13 protein-coding genes are annotated in these 16,779 nt (G+C 46.7%); 10 read left to right on the plus strand and 3 right to left on the minus strand.

Annotation, left to right across the window (positions count from 1 at the left end; genetic code table 11):
* The first annotated feature begins 50 nt into the window (after positions 1-50).
* From LBPC_RS01900 to LBPC_RS01925, 6 genes are all read left to right on the plus strand, one after another.
* Positions 51-542 (plus strand): PTS sugar transporter subunit IIB, encoded by a 492-nt coding sequence (locus LBPC_RS01900; RefSeq protein ID WP_003563385.1) that lies wholly within the window; start codon positions 51-53, stop codon positions 540-542.
* 42 nt (positions 543-584) lie between these two features.
* Positions 585-1,394 carry a PTS mannose/fructose/sorbose/N-acetylgalactosamine transporter subunit IIC gene (locus LBPC_RS01905; protein ID WP_003563386.1) on the plus strand — a complete coding sequence of 270 codons (810 nt, stop codon included), beginning with the start codon at positions 585-587 and terminating at the stop codon, positions 1,392-1,394.
* Positions 1,387-2,238 carry a PTS system mannose/fructose/sorbose family transporter subunit IID gene (locus LBPC_RS01910; RefSeq protein ID WP_016383538.1) on the plus strand — a complete coding sequence of 284 codons (852 nt, stop codon included), beginning with the start codon at positions 1,387-1,389 and terminating at the stop codon, positions 2,236-2,238. The genes LBPC_RS01905 and LBPC_RS01910 overlap by 8 nt, the downstream gene beginning before the upstream one ends.
* Positions 2,239-2,267: 29 nt before the next feature.
* Entirely contained in the window at positions 2,268-4,511 is a 2,244-nt protein-coding gene (locus LBPC_RS01915) for a glycoside hydrolase family 31 protein (RefSeq protein WP_016383539.1), read from the plus strand.
* 89 nt (positions 4,512-4,600) lie between these two features.
* Positions 4,601-5,017, plus strand: coding sequence for a PTS sugar transporter subunit IIA (locus LBPC_RS01920; RefSeq protein ID WP_003661560.1), 417 nt, complete (start codon positions 4,601-4,603; stop codon positions 5,015-5,017).
* Positions 5,010-6,695 carry a glycoside hydrolase family 13 protein gene (locus tag LBPC_RS01925; protein ID WP_080543849.1) on the plus strand — a complete coding sequence of 562 codons (1,686 nt, stop codon included), beginning with the start codon at positions 5,010-5,012 and terminating at the stop codon, positions 6,693-6,695. Before LBPC_RS01920 ends, LBPC_RS01925 begins: the two co-directional genes overlap by 8 nt.
* A gap of 182 nt (positions 6,696-6,877) precedes the next feature.
* Here LBPC_RS01925 and LBPC_RS01930 read toward each other — a convergent pair whose 3' ends face one another.
* Together LBPC_RS01930 and LBPC_RS01935 are read right to left on the minus strand one after the other, a co-directional pair.
* Positions 6,878-8,689 (minus strand): ABC transporter ATP-binding protein, encoded by a 1,812-nt coding sequence (locus tag LBPC_RS01930; protein WP_003661564.1) that lies wholly within the window; start codon positions 8,687-8,689, stop codon positions 6,878-6,880.
* A complete protein-coding gene (locus tag LBPC_RS01935) occupies positions 8,682-10,391 on the minus strand; it encodes an ABC transporter ATP-binding protein (protein ID WP_003593027.1) in 1,710 nt (569 codons plus the stop codon). The genes LBPC_RS01930 and LBPC_RS01935 overlap by 8 nt, the downstream gene beginning before the upstream one ends.
* A 547-nt stretch (positions 10,392-10,938) precedes the next feature.
* Between LBPC_RS01935 and LBPC_RS01940 the strand changes: the two genes are divergently transcribed.
* Positions 10,939-11,031, plus strand: coding sequence for a putative holin-like toxin (locus LBPC_RS01940; protein WP_011674107.1), 93 nt, complete (start codon positions 10,939-10,941; stop codon positions 11,029-11,031).
* A 325-nt stretch (positions 11,032-11,356) separates the two neighbouring features.
* Here the strand turns inward: LBPC_RS01940 and LBPC_RS01945 are convergent, their stop codons facing one another.
* Positions 11,357-14,089, minus strand: coding sequence for a YhgE/Pip domain-containing protein (locus tag LBPC_RS01945; protein WP_003661569.1), 2,733 nt, complete (start codon positions 14,087-14,089; stop codon positions 11,357-11,359).
* Positions 14,090-14,350: 261 nt separating this feature from the next.
* Between LBPC_RS01945 and LBPC_RS01950 the strand changes: the two genes are divergently transcribed.
* The 3 genes from LBPC_RS01950 to LBPC_RS01960 all read left to right on the plus strand — a co-directional run bounded on the left by LBPC_RS01950 (position 14,351) and on the right by LBPC_RS01960 (position 16,685).
* Complete coding sequence (locus LBPC_RS01950) at positions 14,351-14,539, plus strand: hypothetical protein (RefSeq protein WP_003659803.1); 189 nt, start codon at positions 14,351-14,353, stop codon at positions 14,537-14,539.
* Positions 14,540-14,645: 106 nt separating this feature from the next.
* Positions 14,646-15,512, plus strand: coding sequence for a MetQ/NlpA family ABC transporter substrate-binding protein (locus LBPC_RS01955; RefSeq protein WP_016376911.1), 867 nt, complete (start codon positions 14,646-14,648; stop codon positions 15,510-15,512).
* Positions 15,513-15,668: 156 nt separating this feature from the next.
* Entirely contained in the window at positions 15,669-16,685 is a 1,017-nt protein-coding gene (locus LBPC_RS01960; RefSeq protein WP_016383542.1) for a linear amide C-N hydrolase, read from the plus strand.
* Positions 16,686-16,779 lie beyond the last annotated feature (94 nt).

The raw sequence follows: 16,779 nt of genomic DNA on the forward strand, positions 1-16,779 counted from the left end.
CTTTTTTGAGCAAAATTGGTATCAATACCAAAAATATGGAGGAAATTAATATGACAGTCGTATTAGCACGAGTAGATCAACGTTTAGTTCATGGCATCGTTGTCAATCAATGGGCTGCTGAGGTGCAGCCGAAGCGCTATATGGTCATTGATGATGCTGTTAGTCAGGATGAAGACGTGAAAGCTAGCATGCGGTTGAGCAAACCAGCCGGCACAGGGATGTCCATCATCGACACTGAAAAAGCTTTGACGAATTTTAAAGCTGGTAAGTATGACGCCCAACGGGTATTCGTTATCGCAAAGGAGCCCAGCACCATGTTGAAATTGTTGGACGCTGGCATCGAAATTCCGCGTGTCGATATCGGTATCATTTTTGCAGAAGACGGACGGACACAGATCAGCAAATTTGTTTCCGTTAATCAACAAGAAGTTGCTGATTTTAAAGAACTCGAAAAACGCGGCGTCCCTGTGAACATTCGTTATGTACCCGCTGATTCACCCGAACCATTTGATAAGGCCATTGCAGGCAAAGACATTAAATAATCAGCGAGTTCTTGGCTGAAGAACGCGCGAGGAGGAAACATCATGCCACATATTTTGCAAGATATCCTGATCATTTTCTTGGCATCATACGCAACGCTTGATAATCAAGGTATCACGATTATGAACTACTGGCCGGTGACGGTCGGACTTTTTGCCGGATTGATTATGGGTGATTTACCGACAGCCATGACCATTGCCGGGACTTTCCAATTAATGAGTTTAGGGGTTGCCGGCCTAGGTGGCGCATCTGTGCCTGACTACGGCTTAGCTACCATCGTTGGGATCTATTTGTCAGCACGGACAGGCGCAGGATTGGGAGCCGCGGTTGCCGTTGGACTGCCAGTCGGGCTGTTGACGATTCAACTGGATGTTTTAATTAAAATCGTCAACAACTTCATTGCTCACAAGGCACAAGCATATGCGCATGCCAAAGAATTTAATAAAATGCGGATGATTAACTGGCTTGGACCGTTGTTCTTCGCCCTCAAGAACTTTATTCCCATGATCTTGATTGTCACAGTTGGACCTTCTGCCATCAGTGCCTTGCTCAAGATCATTCCTAAGTGGCTTACAAATGGCTTGACAATCGCAGGTAGCATGTTGCCAGTTGTTGGTATTGGGATGCTGATGCATTACATGCCTTTGAAGAAGTATATCTGGGTTCTTATGATCGGTTTCGTTATGTCAGCTTATCTGAAAGTGCCGATTCTTGGCGTTGCGATCATTGGTTTGGCACTAGCAATTTACACCTATCAGAACCTGATCAGTGCTTCTAAGAAGAAGGAAGCGGCGACAGCTAATGGTGCTGATGCTTCAGATGATGATGACGAAGGAGACGATTACGATGAGTGATGTACAGCAAACAACCAACCAGCCGAGTGCGACACAACCTAAGCTGACTAAAAAAGAACGACACAGTGCCATCCTTCGTTACATGGCCATGGGCGTCAACAATTTTAACTACGAAACGCAGCAGGGGCCATCCGTTGTTTGGGCATTTTCAAAGGTTCTGCGGAAAATTTATCCCGATGATGATGAGTATGTCGCTGCTTTGGACAATCATTTTAAATACTTCAATACGACCACTGCAATGGCTGGCATGATCTTAGGGGCAACGCTGGCCATGGAAGAACGTGATGGCATTAAGTCCAAAGATGCGGTTCAGGCGTTGAAGACATCGCTGATGGGCCCATTTGCCGGCGTTGGTGACACGATCATCTGGATTCTGTTACCGACGATCATGGGTTCTATTGCCGGTTATATGGCCCTCCAAGGCAATCCACTAGGTGCAATTATCTGGATTCTCGTTGATATTTTGCTGTTCTGGGTTCGAATTAAGCTGTTTGATATCGGTTATGATTCTGGGGTTAAGCTGGTTACGACCATGGCTAACCAATTGAGTGCTTTCACAGAAGCTGCTTCCGTGATGGGGATTACCGTTGTCGGTACATTGATTGCAACGGTTGTTAAAGTTTACACACCACTACAATTCCAGTTTGGCAAAGTTAAGTTAGCGATGCAGACAGGTATTCTTGACAAAATCATGCCTGCCTTGCTGCCTGCCTTGGTTGCCTGGATGGTTTACAAATTGCTCGGTTCGAAAAAATGGACGCCTAATCGTGTCATTGTCCTGATTTTAGCCATTGCACTCGCAGGTTCCTTCTTTGGTATTCTCGGGATTGAACCAACAAAGTAATCATGATGAAAGATTGAGAGGTTGATATTTTGAATCAGAAAAATCAAGTCAGCGGGGATCATTATCGGTTTACCGTCATTACAAATAAGATGATCCGCATGGAATATCAATCTGCCGGTCAGTTTGAAGATGCAACGACGCAAACAGTGGTTAATCGCGATTTTGGCAAGCCGGATTTTCAGGTGACCCGTGATCAAGAAGGTTTTGCTGTCCAAATCGAGACAGATTCATTTCACCTCTATTATCGCGGTGGTGAATTCAACGGGGCCAACTTGTTCATTGATACAAAATACAATTTTCAGACGCACTATCCGCGTTGGCATTACGGTGATCCCGATGTCAAGAACTTGCTTGGAACGGCCCGAACGTTAGATGGCGCAGATGGTGCTGTATCGCTGGATTCAGGGATTATGTCCAAAGACGGTTTTACTATTTTGGATGACTCAAACAGTATGCTGCAAGCCGGCACATCGATCAGGAATCGGCCTGTTGAGGAAATTGATCTTTATGGCTTTGCATACGGTCACGACTATCGCAAGGCTTTGTATGATTATTATCAGCTCACTGGATTTCCGCCGATGGTACCACGGTTTGCGTTAGGTAATTGGTGGAGTCGCTTCTATCCTTATACGCAAGAAAGTTACCTTGCGCTCATGGATCGTTTCCAAAAAGCCGGTATTCCAATAGCGGTCGCTGTCTTGGATATGAACTGGCATGTCACAGATATTCCGACAACGTATGGCAGCGGTTGGACTGGATATACTTGGAATAAAAAGCTGTTCCCGGAACCAGAAAAATTATTGGCAACCTTACACGCACAAGGCAAACATGTCACGCTCAATGTGCACCCAGCTGCTGGTATCCGCCCTTCTGAAGTGCAATATCCAGAAGTTGCTAAGGCTGTCGGCATTGATCCAGCCTCTAAGCAGCCAGTGTTGTTTGATTTAAACAATCGAAAATTTGTTCAAGCCTACTTTAACTTGGTTCATCATCCGCTTGAAAAACAGGGGATTGATTTCTGGTGGCTTGATTGGCAGCAGGGCGCTGCACGATCACGTGCGCAGATTGATCCATTATGGTCGCTTAACGTGCTGCATTTTCTGGATCAGGTGAAAGAAAAGAAGGATCAAGCGCTGATCTTGTCACGCTATGCTGGACCTGGCAGTCACCGGTATCCGATTGGGTTTTCTGGTGATTCCGTTGCCAGTTGGCGATCATTAACTTTCCAACCGTACTTCACAGCAACGGCCACGAATATTGGCTACACTTGGTGGAGTCATGATATTGGCGGGCATATGCACGGCAGCTATGATCCTGAATTGTCACTACGCTGGCTGCAGTTCGGTGTTTTCAGTCCGATTATGCGGTTGCACAGTTCGGACAATCCGTTTATGGGCAAGGAACCATGGCAATATGATCTGGAAACGGATAAGAGCATGACACGTTTCGTGCGATTGCGCGCTCAGCTTGTCCCTTATCTGGCGACGGCGGATGTGTTGACACATCAGCAAGGCATGCCATTGATTGAACCTGTTTATTATCGATATCCAGAAGTAAAAGAAGCTTATCAGTTCAAAAATGAGTACTTCTTCGGGTCAGAAATGCTGGTCGTACCGATCACAGCGCCTAGTGATGACACAACGGGCTTAGCCAGTGCAGAAGGTTATGTGCCAGCCGGTACCTGGACCGATTTATTTACCCATCAGCAATATACTGGTCCGGCAGTTGTTAAGTTCTATCGCAACAAGTTTCAGTATCCGGTTCTTGTGCGCTCAGGCGGCATCGTGCCATTAGCTGATGACGCTATGGCGGCCATTGATGATCTGCCCGAAGCTATGACCGTTACGCTTTTCCCTGGCAAGCAACATGCCTATGTATTACATGAACAGACAGCGGCTGGGAAAGCGCAAACCAAATTTTCTTGGGATCCCGTGGCCGGTACATTTGGGATGACCGTTACTGATCCTAATCACATCATACCCGAGAAGCGGACCTATCAATTACAAATTGTGGGCGTTAAAACCACAATGAAACCATTCTCGGGACGATTTGATCAGCGACTGACACTTGATTTAGAAGCCGAAGATCAACAGGCAATTAAACTGCAGCATATCTTTGCAATTCTGCAACATGCTAAAGTTGCGTTTGATCTGAAAAAGCAGTTGTGGCAAAGCGTTAACGATATGCCAGCAAGTAGAGCAGCATTAACTGTTGCCAGTCTCGCACCAGCAACACTGAGCGATGCACTTTTGGAGATACTTTTGAATGATTAGGCCTGAAATGACCGTCCTTTGGTCATTGCGGATAAGGTCATTAGGTGCAGGTTTCTGGTCTGGTAAACGTGGTTAGAGGAGGAAGATTCATGAAACGCACAATCGTATTGGCGTCACATCATCGGCTCGCTGAAGGGTTGAAAGACACATTGGATTTCATTAGTGGCGGCGGTCAAGACATCGTGACGCTGGCAGCGTATTTGGACAATCAGCCGGTTGAAAAGCAAGTCGATGAGGTTATGACTGCTTTCCCAGCTGATCGTGATGTTGTGGTATTGACGGATATGACGGCAGGGAGCGTTAATCAAAAGTTCTTCAAATATCGCACACGTCCGCATACACATATCATCAGCGGCATGAATCTGCCACTTGCACTTGGCGTTGCGATGGAACCGGCCGATCAGTATATTAGCGATGCTCGAATTGATGCGCTGATTCAAGAGGCCAAAGATGCAATCGTCAATGTCAACAAGATTCAAGTTGAGGAAGATGACGATGATGAATGAAATACCATGGTGGAAAAAGAGCGTTGTCTATCAGGTTTATCCGAAAAGCTTCAATGATAGTAACGGTGATGGCATTGGAGACTTAAATGGTATCACTGAAAAATTGGATTATTTAGCCGATTTGGGCGTAGATGTGCTCTGGCTGAATCCGATTTACCGATCACCACAGGTTGATAACGGCTACGATATTTCGAATTATCGCGATGTTGAACCACAATTAGGGACAATGGCCGATTTTGAACGCTTGTTGCAGGCAGCACATGATCGACATCTAAAGATTATTTTGGACTTGGTTGTGAATCACACGTCTGATCAACATCCGTGGTTCAAAGCCGCCAAATCATCAGTGAGCGATCCGCATCACGATTACTACATCTGGAAGAAGCCAGTTGACGATCATGAGCCTAATAATTGGGGCTCAAGCTTTGGCGGTTCAGCTTGGGAATACAAAAAAGATCTGGGCGAGTATTACCTGCATCTTTTTGCCAAGCAACAACCGGATCTCAACTGGGAAAATCCTAAGGTACGCCAAGAAGTTTATGATCTCATGCGCTTTTGGCTAGATAAGGGAGTTGATGGCTTCCGGATGGATGTCATATCACTGATTTCTAAAGATCCGGCTTATCCAGATGGCCCGCTCATTCAAGGCAAGGCATACGGTAGTTATTATGCCGGAGCGGCAAATGGCCCAAAGGTTCATGATTACCTGCAGGAAATGCACGAGCAAGTGTTGTCGCACTACAATATCATGACGGTTGGCGAGACGCCCCATACAACGGCACAGCAGGCGCAATTATACACGGCGGCAGATCGTCACGAGTTGGATATGGTTTTTCATTTTGACCATATGCATCTTGACTATGGCCAATATGGCAAGTTCTCGACAAATCGATTTAAATTAGTTGATCTCAAAGAAGTCTTGGCACGTTGGGAGAACACATTAGCGCAAGTCGATGGCTGGAACAGCCTCTACTGGAGCAACCACGATCAGCCACGGCCTGTGACACGATTTGGAGATGAAGGCCAGTATCGAATTCGATCAGCCAAAATGCTGGGGACTGTGCTGCACATGTTGCAGGGAACACCTTATATTTTTGAGGGAGAAGAACTCGGTCTGAAGAATGTTCATTTTGATCAATTAAGCGATTATAACGATCTTGAGACCAAGAACATTTTCAAAGAACTCACCCAACAGTATCATGAAAGTCCTGAAGCGGCCATGAAGGCCATTTATCTGCATTCGCGCGATAATGCTCGCACGCCGATGCCTTGGGACGGCAGTGAAAAAGGTGGCTTTACCACCGGGCAACCATGGCTGGGGCTGAATCCAGATCACAAGCAGATTAATGCGGCTAAGGATCTGGCAGATAGTGACGGTGTTTACCACTATTATCAACACCTGATTAAATTACGACATGAAGAGCCATTGATTACCACTGGTGTATTTGAGCTACTTGCTCCTGATGATCCGAACTTGTTTATTTACCTGCGCAAGGGGGAACATGAGACCTTGCTGGTGGCAGGTAACTTCTCAAGTGAGGAACGCACATGGTCAGTGCCGGATGACTTGCAAGCTAAGGATGTGGATGTGTTGATTCGGAATAGTGAAATTTCCGATTCACTAGAGAAAACACTGACATTACCACCATTTGGCGCAGTGGTGTACAAGCTTCAATAGTAATACGAGTGAGTTCGAATTCACGAAAAATGCTCATCTTCTAGTTTGGCTTAGAGGATGAGCATTTTTGTGTTATATCGTGTCTTTGCCAGAAAATTTCCATCAATAGATTTTGTTACTGGAGTGTTTTTGACTTAAGCTGTTTTATTGAAGCAGCATTAAGTTCTAGAACGCAAGCTTGTTTATCGTTTCATCTTATCCATATCCGCCAGCGGACTATTGTACAACTTAGCATAGAACCCACCAGCCGCCAGCAGTTGCTCATGGGTACCAGATTCGATGAGTTTGCCTTGGTCAATAACGAGGATTTTGCTTGCATTGCGAATCGTGGATAGGCGGTGCGCGATCACGAAGCTGGTGCGCTGTTGCATGAGGCGGTTCATGGCATGCTGGACATCAGTTTCGGTGTTGGAGTCGATGGAGGCGGTCGCTTCATCAAGAACGAGAACGGGTGCTTGGGCTGCAAAGGCGCGGGCAATGCTGAGGAGCTGCCGCTGGCCTTGCGAGAGGCGGCTAGCGTTTTCGCTGAGCATGGTATCGTACCCGCCTGGCAGTTGGTTAATGAAGCCGTCAGCATTTGCGGCTTTGGCGGCCGTTTCGACTTCGGCGTCAGTGGCGTCTGGCCGACCCATGCGAATATTTTCGCGAATGGTTGCGGTAAAAAGGAACGATTCTTGCTGAACAACTGTGACGAGCCGCCGCAAACTAGCAAAGGTAATTTGGGTGACATCGTGATCATCAAGGGTAATGCTGCCGCTGGTGAGTGGGTATAGATCGGTGAGCAGGTTCATAATGGTTGTTTTCCCTGCACCAGTCGGACCGACAATGGCGACGACTTCCCCTTGATGAGCAGTGAAACTAATATCGTGTAGCACCTCGGTTTTACCGTCATAGGCGAAGGAGACGTGATCGAACTTAACATTGCCCGCTGTGTGATCTAACTCGACGGCATTCGGGGCATCTTTTTCAGGGTCAGCATCGACGACTTGGAAAACGCGTTCGGCCGAGGCTAAGGAAAGTTGCAAGGTGTTGATAAGGTTCAAAATATTGTTGATCGGCCCAGTAAAGTTGCGCAGATAGATCAGGAAGGTGAAAATGACGCCGACTGTGATGCTGGTGCCACCGCGAAGAATGGCAACTGCACCGGCAAACGTGATCAGCAAGTAGGCGAAGTTATTGGTCATGTTATTGAAGGGACCGATGACCCCGGAGAAGAGTTGCGCGCGATAAGCCGCAGCGGTATAGCGGGCATTGGTTTCATTGAAGCGATCAATGGTATCTTGTTGATGATCGAAAAGCTGGACCAACTGTTTACCAGAAACATTTTCTTCAATTTGGGTGTTCAAGCTGCCCAATTCTTGTTGCTGAATCGTGAAGGCTTTTTGGGTGATGCGTGCTGCGGTTCGCGAGTAAAAGAAAGTCGCGACAGACGCCAGAACGACAATACCGGTTAGTAGCGGACTGAGTAGTAACATGGCAATACCCATACCGACAACACTGATAATGCCGGTATAAAGCTGTACAAAAGTTTGCATCAGTGCGGTGTTGATGTTGTCGACATCGTTGGTCAATCGGCTCATGATATCGCCGTTATCATGCGTATCAAAATACCGCATCGGTAAACGCTGCATTTTGGCAAACAGGTCGTGACGAATCGCAGCACTAGTGCGTTGTGCGACTTTGGTAGTGATACTTGTTTGAAAATACGTGAAGATACTGCTCAGAAAATACATCCCAGCCAACAAACCGCTGACAATGAACAATTCGCGCAGACGGCCTTTGGTGATAAACTGGTCGACCACGATCCCATTGACCCGGTTGCCAACAATGGTGGCCAACGTTGTGAATAATGTGAGGCCAAAAACGATAAGCAACTTGCGGCGATCTGTATCGAGATAGCCCCAAATCCTTCGCACGGTTTGTTTCCAATCAACTAAGGTGACTTTTTCGGGGTGCAAATTACGTGGCCCGCGTCTGCCGTTGAGATTAATCAATGTAGTCACCTCCCAGTTGGGTTTGAACCAGTTGCGCGTAAAATGGCGAACTTTTGACCAACTCGGTATGCGTTCCGCGAGCCGTAATTTGCCCGTTTTGCATGACGATGATTTGATCACAGTCCATGATGTTCGGGACGCGTTGCGAAATGATGATGGTTGTACGGTTGCGGCGGGCCTTAACCAAGGCATCTTGAATCTCAGTGTTGGTTTCCTGATCCACAGCACTGGTAGCGTCATCCATGACCAGAATATCAGGATCGGGGATGATGGCGCGGGCAAGATTCAGACGTTGCCGTTGACCGCCAGAAAAGTTTTTCCCAGCTTCTTCGACGGGGGCATCATAATTAGTCCCGACAAACTCAGTTGCCTCAGCGATAGCAACGCCGCTGGCTAATTGTGTCGGCGTGGCTTGCGGCGCGCCATAACTCAGATTATGCGCGACAGTTCCAGAAAAAAGCAGTGAGTCCTGTAAGGCGACCGTGATCTTTTTGTGTAAAGCCGGTAAGGTAATTTGTTGGATATCGGTGCCACCGACCGTGATTTTCCCTTGATAATGCTCATAAAGTCGGGTTAATAAGGCGATCAGCGTGGTTTTGCCGGAACCAGTAGAACCGATAATGCCCAACCACTGCCCACTTGGCACGGTCAGATTGATATCGTCAAGGATTGGCCGACTTTGCGAAAACCCAAAGTTCACGTGCTCAAACTGGATGGTACTATCAGCTGGGGCAGGTAATGTCCCACTGGCCTCAGTGCCTGCTTCTTCGGCCAAAACGGCGTTGACGCGTGCACTAGAAGTGATCGCCCGCGAAAAGGTCGTGATGAGGTTAACGGTATTGGTCATCGCCGTCGTAATTTGAATCATGTAATTGACGAACGCCATGATTTCGCCAGTGGTGATGGTGCGGCTGATGGCTAGATTACCGCCATAAGCTAGCGCGGCAACGACTGCCAGATTAAGTACCAGCATGATCAGTGGCGCCAAAGTGACTGTTGCCAAGACGGCACGCTGACTAATCGTTTGCAGGTTGCGATTTTCAGTGTTGAATTGAGTCAGTTGGTGGTCTTCCAGTACGTACGCCTTGATCGTTTTGGCGCCAGTCAAGTTTTCACTCATAATCCGGTTCATGACGTCAACTTGTCCTTGCATCGCCGTGTAAAGTGGCAGCGACCGGCGCACGATGACGTAGATGTAGATGGCAAGAATAGGCAAGGCAATCAAAATGATCCATGACAGCCGCGGCGACACAATAATCGACATAACAATGCCGCCAAATAGCAGCATAGGCGAGCGGACGAGTCCGCGCGTCAGCATGCTTACCAGCGTCTGCATTTGCGTAACATCGTTTGTGATGCGGGTGATGAGTGTTTCGGGTTTGAGTGCTTGGGGATCGCGATCGGCCAGTGAAATAGCCAGCAGATGAGTCCGCAGGTTTTGGCCCATTTTCAAGGCTGCATAGGAGGAGAAGGCGTTACAGATAGCACCTAAAGCGAACGCAGCAATAGCAATCACTGCCATGAGAATAGCGGTATGCCAAACATAAGTCATATCTTTCTTAGCCAATCCCACGTCCACGATGCTAGCCATCAAGGTCGGTTGTTGCAGGTCAAGCAATGCTTCGCCCATGATCGCTAGCGGCGCGAGAAAAAAACTTACCCGTGCCCAGCCGTGCATATGGTCGAACAAAATTTTCAGCATGTCAGTTGCCTCCGTTTTGGTTATTGAGCTCATTCTACGGCTGGATTGAAAAAGATGCATGTGATCAGCTTGTTGAACGGGTAGACAAACGATGCTTCGGTGCTTTTTGAAGATGAAGAAGTTTCCAGAGAAGTTGGAGGTTGATGTAGGTAGATAGACATAAATAAGCCGCCACGGAAAGCTTGTACAGCTCCGTGACGGCTTATCTTTAAACTGGGTTGCTGCTTGCTCGGCTCGTGACGACTTAGTTCAATAAACGAGCTGCCGTTAAGTAGCATTGTTGAGCCATAGCGCTTGCTCCCACCAGCAACGCTTTTGGTACGCTCAAATGCTATCATGTCTTGCTGATATGAATCAACGGATTAGTATGTTTCATATGAGTGTCTCTTTTTAATATATAACAAATGGTATATATGGCGTGAGCTAATAGCAACTGATAGACTGGAAACGACAATGCTACGCGACGGTGGCTCTTTCTTAAGAAGGAGGTGGTGGCTATGGTTTTAGAACTGTAGAGATCACAAAATTCTTTGAAAGGAGGAGCACGATGTCGATCTATGAAGCTTTGAGCCTTATGATCATGTTCGGGTTGTTTATTCTCGGACTGATTACCTTGGTTCTGAAGCTGAATGATCGGTGATACCAAAAAGCCGTCACGAGCTAGCTGGGTAGGCTTATCGTGACGGCTTAATTTTACTATAGGCCACCGGTTAAGCAGCATTGTTGAATCATGGAGTCGCTGGTTCCCGCCAGCGGCTCTTTTTCGTTACATATATATTAAACCATGACAAGGCCTTTGTAACAATCTGTCAACACCATGTTTTGCAAAAAGATTTTCTTACACTTGATTGATAAAGGCGTGGTGGCTTGAAACAGTCCCTAATCATGGATAAAAGATTATCAACAGTTGCCCAAATACAAGGTGTAAGCAGATTGTTACAGCTCAACTGACGCAGCTTTCTACGTTATTCAATAATCTTAGACTTCCGCGTGATATGGTGCATTTTCTCGATCCACGGGCGAATTGGTTCTTTTAGGAAAAGCCCCAGAAGGAAGAACGCGACGCCGAATGCCACGAGGATGATGAGATCTTGCCACAGATTTGGCCAGTAGATCCCGCCAACGGTTTCGCGCAGCAAGTTGACGGCATAGGTGAATGGCAGCCATGGGTTAATGGCTTGGAAGAACTTACCTGAGAGTACAACGGGGAAGTTGCCACCTGCGCCGGAGATGGATAGGACTAAAATAATGATTCCCAGGCCCTTACCGATATTGCCGAACAGGGAAATCAACATGTATAGAATTGAGACGAAGACTAGGCTTAGCAACATCGCAAACAGCAAATACAGCGGCTTGTCGACAACGTACGTCCCGATTAGGAAGAGATTACCGAGTGCGGCGATGAGGCCTTGTAGCATCCCCAGTCCTGCAAACGTTAACCAGCGAGCGGTGTACATCTGTTTGACGGTCGCATGAGCCAACGATTCCGGCAGCTGATATTCGGTAATGAGAATGGCGCCGAGCAGCAAGGCACCGACCCAAATACATAAGGCTAGATAAAATGGCGCACTTTGCGAGCCATAGGTTGGGATATGATAGAAACTCGTTTGCTTGAGCTCTACCGGCTTAGCCAGAAAACCGGCTTCTTTCGTGGCATCACGTCTCAGCAGTTTGATCAACTGCGACAGATCAACGGATTTCTCGCCTTTTTTGATTGCCGTTGCGCCTTTTTGAATGGCATCTTTCAATGTTGGCCAGTCATCTTTGATTAAGGTTTGTGCATCATCCAGCCCGCTTTGTAGTTGCGGCATTTTTTCGTTGGCTAAAGCGAGCGTTGATGTCAGGTCGCTTTCCACACCGGGTAGATCTTGATTGATAAAATTTGTTGCCTTGGTCAATTTCGTTTTAAGACTTGGGAAGTCATTTTGATATAAGTCAGCGACTGTCGTGATACCACTGGTGATCAAATTCATATGACCGTTCAGCAGCGTATTGGCATCAGTGAGTTCCTGCTTCAAGGCTGGTAACTGTTTTTGGGTTTTAACCAAAAAAGTGTTGGCTTGTGTCAGTAAGTCCTTTGTTCCGCTGAGTAAACTCGGCAGTTCCGGCAATACTTGATCGTTGATTTTAGTCAGCGTTGTGGCAGCATCTGCAAGCGCAGTCTTGAAAGCGTTCAGTACTTGCTTCACACTCGTGCCGAGATCCAGATCCTTGAGTGTATTGGCATCACTTGCAAATTTCTGAGCGACATCATTGAGTGTCGCCAAACGACTTTGTAACTCATTGGTACTTAAATTTGGCACGTCTTTGGCGAGATCGCTGGCGGCCGTCTGAACAGCAGTAGCGGTAGTCGCAACATCACGCAGTCGCGTAATGGCACCGGCCAACGGTTGATCGTCCTTACCGGTCAGCTTGTTAAGACTGGTTTGCAGGCGGGTTAATGTATCGGCCAGACTGGTGGCATTGGCTGCCACTTTGCCTTGGCGATCAGCTAAAGCGGTTAATCGGGCCACCATTGCCTGTTTGATAGCGGCGGTATCACTGCTAGTGTCCAACTGCTGCAACTGATTTTGCAAGGTAGTTAAGTCAGCACTCAAACTAGTATTCGCGGCGGCTATCAATGTCAGACCAGCATCGACCGCATTTTGAACCACATCAAGTGCTGTGCTGACTTTTGGCAGGACTTCATCTTTGGTCGTGCCAATCGCTGCTTGGGCGTTTTTGCCAAAGTCGGTCAGAGCAGGCAAAGTGCCGTCAACTTGATTGACGACGGTAATGCCCTGACTGGTGACCCCCACGGCCTTCGTAACCGCTGATTCTAGTTGGCCAAAGTTGGTGGTCACTGTATTAAGCTGCGCACCGGCTTGTTGCACTTCAGGCAACTTGCTGCGAACATCGACCGCCAACTGACCGGCATCGGATACCATTGGTAAATACCCGTTGGCTGCCGTTAATTTTTGGGCCATTTGATTGACTTCAGGCAAATAGGTGGCCATTTCGTTGGCGGCCGCCAGTTTTTCTCGGATGGCCGGCATTTTACTCTGCAAAACCCCGACTTCCGCGATGTATTTTTCAATTGTCGGTAATTGATCGTTTGTATTGGTTACCAGACTTGCAAAGCGCCGAATCATCGGCAGATTGTCATCCAGCTTAATGCCTGCCTGATTGAAGACGGTCACCAAGGTTTTGGCAACGGTTGACACAAATTCGTCTGAAATGGTGTTTTGCAGCGTGGACGCCCCGCTTGCAGTAATTTTAGGGGCGATGGCATTAATTTTTTCATTCACGTAATAATCTAGCTTTGGTTTGCGAATCTTACCATCGACAAAACTAAGCAAGTCCGTTGAGAAATCTTTGGGAACAATGACACCTGCGTAATATTTGCCGCTTTTGACCCCTTCCTGAACCGCCTTTTTGGAGTCCACAAAACGCCAGCCGAGTTGCTTGTTATGCTTTAGTTGGGTGACCAGCTCATCGCCAATGGCAATTTTTTTGTCACGGAATTCGGTTGATTTATCCGCTGAATACACGGCAACAGTAAGATCTTGGGTATTGCTGTAAGGATCCCATAGCGCCCAGACATTGAACCAACAATAGAGACTGGGGATCACAACCAGCGCCAAAATGAGTAAGAAAGCGAATGGGCTTTTAACAATTCGCTTCCAGTCCAGTGCAACTAATTTTCCTATGTTTCGCATTGTGCTCCTCCAGTGATTTTCAAATTTGTATTTGTAGATTATAACATGCGAATATTGAAAAGTTTTTTAATGCCTAAACTGTTCCCCAATCATCTTTTCAAACCTTTGTCTTGACATTCACAAGCACGGGCCGTATAGTCCTTCCAACAAGACTTTAGTGTTACTCAGCACAACTTTCAAAGCGAGCTGAATGACATTTATAAAAACAACACTTTGAGAAGAAGAGTAACCTTGGCGCAGACGCTGTAGAAAGCCCGGTTGATGGAAAAGGGTCATCTGCAAGAAGGTGAAGATGAGCTTCGAATAGTTATTCGTGCGGTTAACGCTCACGAGTCGGTTACGGCCGTTATGCTGTCAGGTATCAACAGGTACTGGAGACGATGTATCAACATCGTGAATAAGGGTGGTAACGCGACACTGTCGCCCCTTGACTACAACAAAAGTAGTTAAGGGGCGTTTTTTTGTGGCAGCGCAAGGTTATCTAAAATAAATCAAAGTTGTTTAACGAGATGGTCTTGATAGTTTGCTGGTGGAAATGTTTGGAGGAGGATCTCTTATGAGTCGTTGGGAAAAAGCTATCTTCACAGGGATTGCATTGGTTTCATTATTAACACTAACAGCGTGTGGCAAAGCAGCTAGTAGCAATAGCAGTCATACTAGTTCAAAAAGTGAGTCAATCATCATCGGCAGTAGTGGCTCGGATTATCAAATTTGGCAACATATTGCTAGATCACCGCAGGCCAAGAAGGCTGGTCTGAGGATCAAAGTCAAGCAAGTTTCAGATGGCAACGTCACTAACTCAGCTACTGCCGAGGGACAATTGGATGTTAATGCATTCCAGTCATATGCTTACTTTCAGCAATATAACAAATTAAATCCGAGCGAAAAATTAGCAGCATTAGGCACAACCTACCTGGAACCAATGGGACTGTATTCTAAAAAATATAAACAGCTGCGAGAGATTCCAGATGGTGCAACGATTGGCATCTCAAACGATCCTGCTAATGCGACACGAGGGTTACTTTTGCTAGCAACGGCCAAGCTTGTCACCCTTAAGTCTGACTTCAATGCTTTAAGTACCGTGAAGGACATTCAAGCCAATCCGAAGCACTTAAAGTTTAAAGAGGTCGACCCATCGGTGCAAATGCTGCCCGATTTGGACGCAGAACTGATTTCGAATACGCGGGCACTTGATGGTGGGCTGAATGTTTTGAAAGATTCATTGGTGCATGAGAAGTTGAACCAAACGACGCGCGCCAACGTCAATATAGTAGTGACCGCAGTGAAAAATGAAAAAAAGGAAGAATTTAAAAAGTTAGTGCCGCTTTACCATGACCCTACGATTCAGAGTTGGATTAAAAAGACTTTTTCTGGCACGAAACTTGATGTGAATAAGCCGATCAGTTATCTCCAACAAAAATAATAATAACGAGATCGCTGTGAAACCAGTACTTATGGGGCTGTAGAGCAGCTTTTTGTTGAAGGGGATCGAGCCATTAAGCAATTCGGGTTATAATGACAGTAATCGTAAGAATTAAGCTTTAAACACTGACATTTATTTTCGAAAGGGGTCGTTGCTATGTGTTCTTCAATGACAATTAAATCGCTACAAGGTGATATTTTCTGGGGCCGGACCATGGATTACAACACCAGTTTCTTTCATGAATCACCAGTCGGCGGGGTTCCTGGTAAAATTGTCAGTTTGCCAGGAAACAAGGCATTACCAACACAAAGTGCCAAATGGACCACAAAGTATGCAGCGGTTGGCGTCGGTATTGATCAAAGTACGGCACTTTTCGACGGCGTCAATAGCGAAGGCTTGGCTGGCGACTTGCAGGTTTTGGTAGAGTGCAGCTGGGCGAGTGCGGATTCTTTGAAACAGCGTGGGCTGAAAGCTATTAAAGGCGAGGAGTTTGTGACCTTGGCCTTGACGACATGCAAAAATGTTGACGAAGTACGCGCTTTGGCGGGTGAGTATGGCCTGCTGGATGAACCTTATGAGTTTGGCGGCCAAGGAGTGAAAATCCCATTACATTACACATTTGTTGATCCATCAGGTAAAGGGATTGTTGTCGAACCAACCGATCACGGCGCCTTTAAGCTGTATGATAGTATCGGCGCTATGACGAATAGTCCTGAATACGGGTGGCATGAAACCAATTTGCGCAATTATGTCAGTCTGAATGACAATAACTATCCTAAGGGGTCCGAATTAGGCGACTACCATATTGAGCCGATTGAGTTAGGCACAGGCTACGGGATGTTCGGTTTGCCAGGCGATTACACATCACCATCGCGGTTCCTGCGGGCAATGTTTGTTTCGCGTAATCTTGATCCCTTCAACAGCAAAGACGGCATTCGCGTGTTATACAATGCTTTAAAGACTGTCTTGATTCCGCAGGGGCTAGGTCGCGACCCACAACATCAGGTTTTAACGGATTACACGCAGTACTGGTCTGGCTATGACCTGACGAAAAAGACGATTTTCGTGCAAGATTCAGACACTTTGACAATGACAACGAAAACACTTGATCCGACTATTACTGACGTCACTTATGAAGATTTGGCTAAAACTGAACAGTTCAATCAACTGTAGACTGACATCATTGATATGAAAAAAGCCAACACTGAACGAGAGACCAATCATTGGTTTTGGGGTTCAGTGTTGTCTTTTTGATTTGTCATCTAAC

The organism is Lacticaseibacillus paracasei subsp. paracasei (assembly GCF_000829035.1).
Classification (GTDB): Bacteria; Bacillota; Bacilli; order Lactobacillales; family Lactobacillaceae; genus Lacticaseibacillus; species Lacticaseibacillus paracasei.

Coding starts and splice junctions, on each gene's coding strand:
- LBPC_RS01900 (WP_003563385.1), top strand. CDS start 51: ATGACAGTCGTATTAGCACGAGTAGATCAACGTTTAGTTCATGGCATC.
- LBPC_RS01905 (WP_003563386.1), top strand. CDS start 585: ATGCCACATATTTTGCAAGATATCCTGATCATTTTCTTGGCATCATAC.
- LBPC_RS01910 (WP_016383538.1), top strand. CDS start 1,387: ATGAGTGATGTACAGCAAACAACCAACCAGCCGAGTGCGACACAACCT.
- LBPC_RS01920 (WP_003661560.1), top strand. CDS start 4,601: ATGAAACGCACAATCGTATTGGCGTCACATCATCGGCTCGCTGAAGGG.
- LBPC_RS01925 (WP_080543849.1), top strand. CDS start 5,010: ATGAATGAAATACCATGGTGGAAAAAGAGCGTTGTCTATCAGGTTTAT.
- LBPC_RS01935 (WP_003593027.1), bottom strand. CDS start 10,391: ATGCTGAAAATTTTGTTCGACCATATGCACGGCTGGGCACGGGTAAGT.
- LBPC_RS01940 (WP_011674107.1), top strand. CDS start 10,939: ATGTCGATCTATGAAGCTTTGAGCCTTATGATCATGTTCGGGTTGTTT.
- LBPC_RS01945 (WP_003661569.1), bottom strand. CDS start 14,089: ATGCGAAACATAGGAAAATTAGTTGCACTGGACTGGAAGCGAATTGTT.
- LBPC_RS01950 (WP_003659803.1), top strand. CDS start 14,351: ATGGAAAAGGGTCATCTGCAAGAAGGTGAAGATGAGCTTCGAATAGTT.
- LBPC_RS01955 (WP_016376911.1), top strand. CDS start 14,646: ATGAGTCGTTGGGAAAAAGCTATCTTCACAGGGATTGCATTGGTTTCA.
- LBPC_RS01960 (WP_016383542.1), top strand. CDS start 15,669: ATGTGTTCTTCAATGACAATTAAATCGCTACAAGGTGATATTTTCTGG.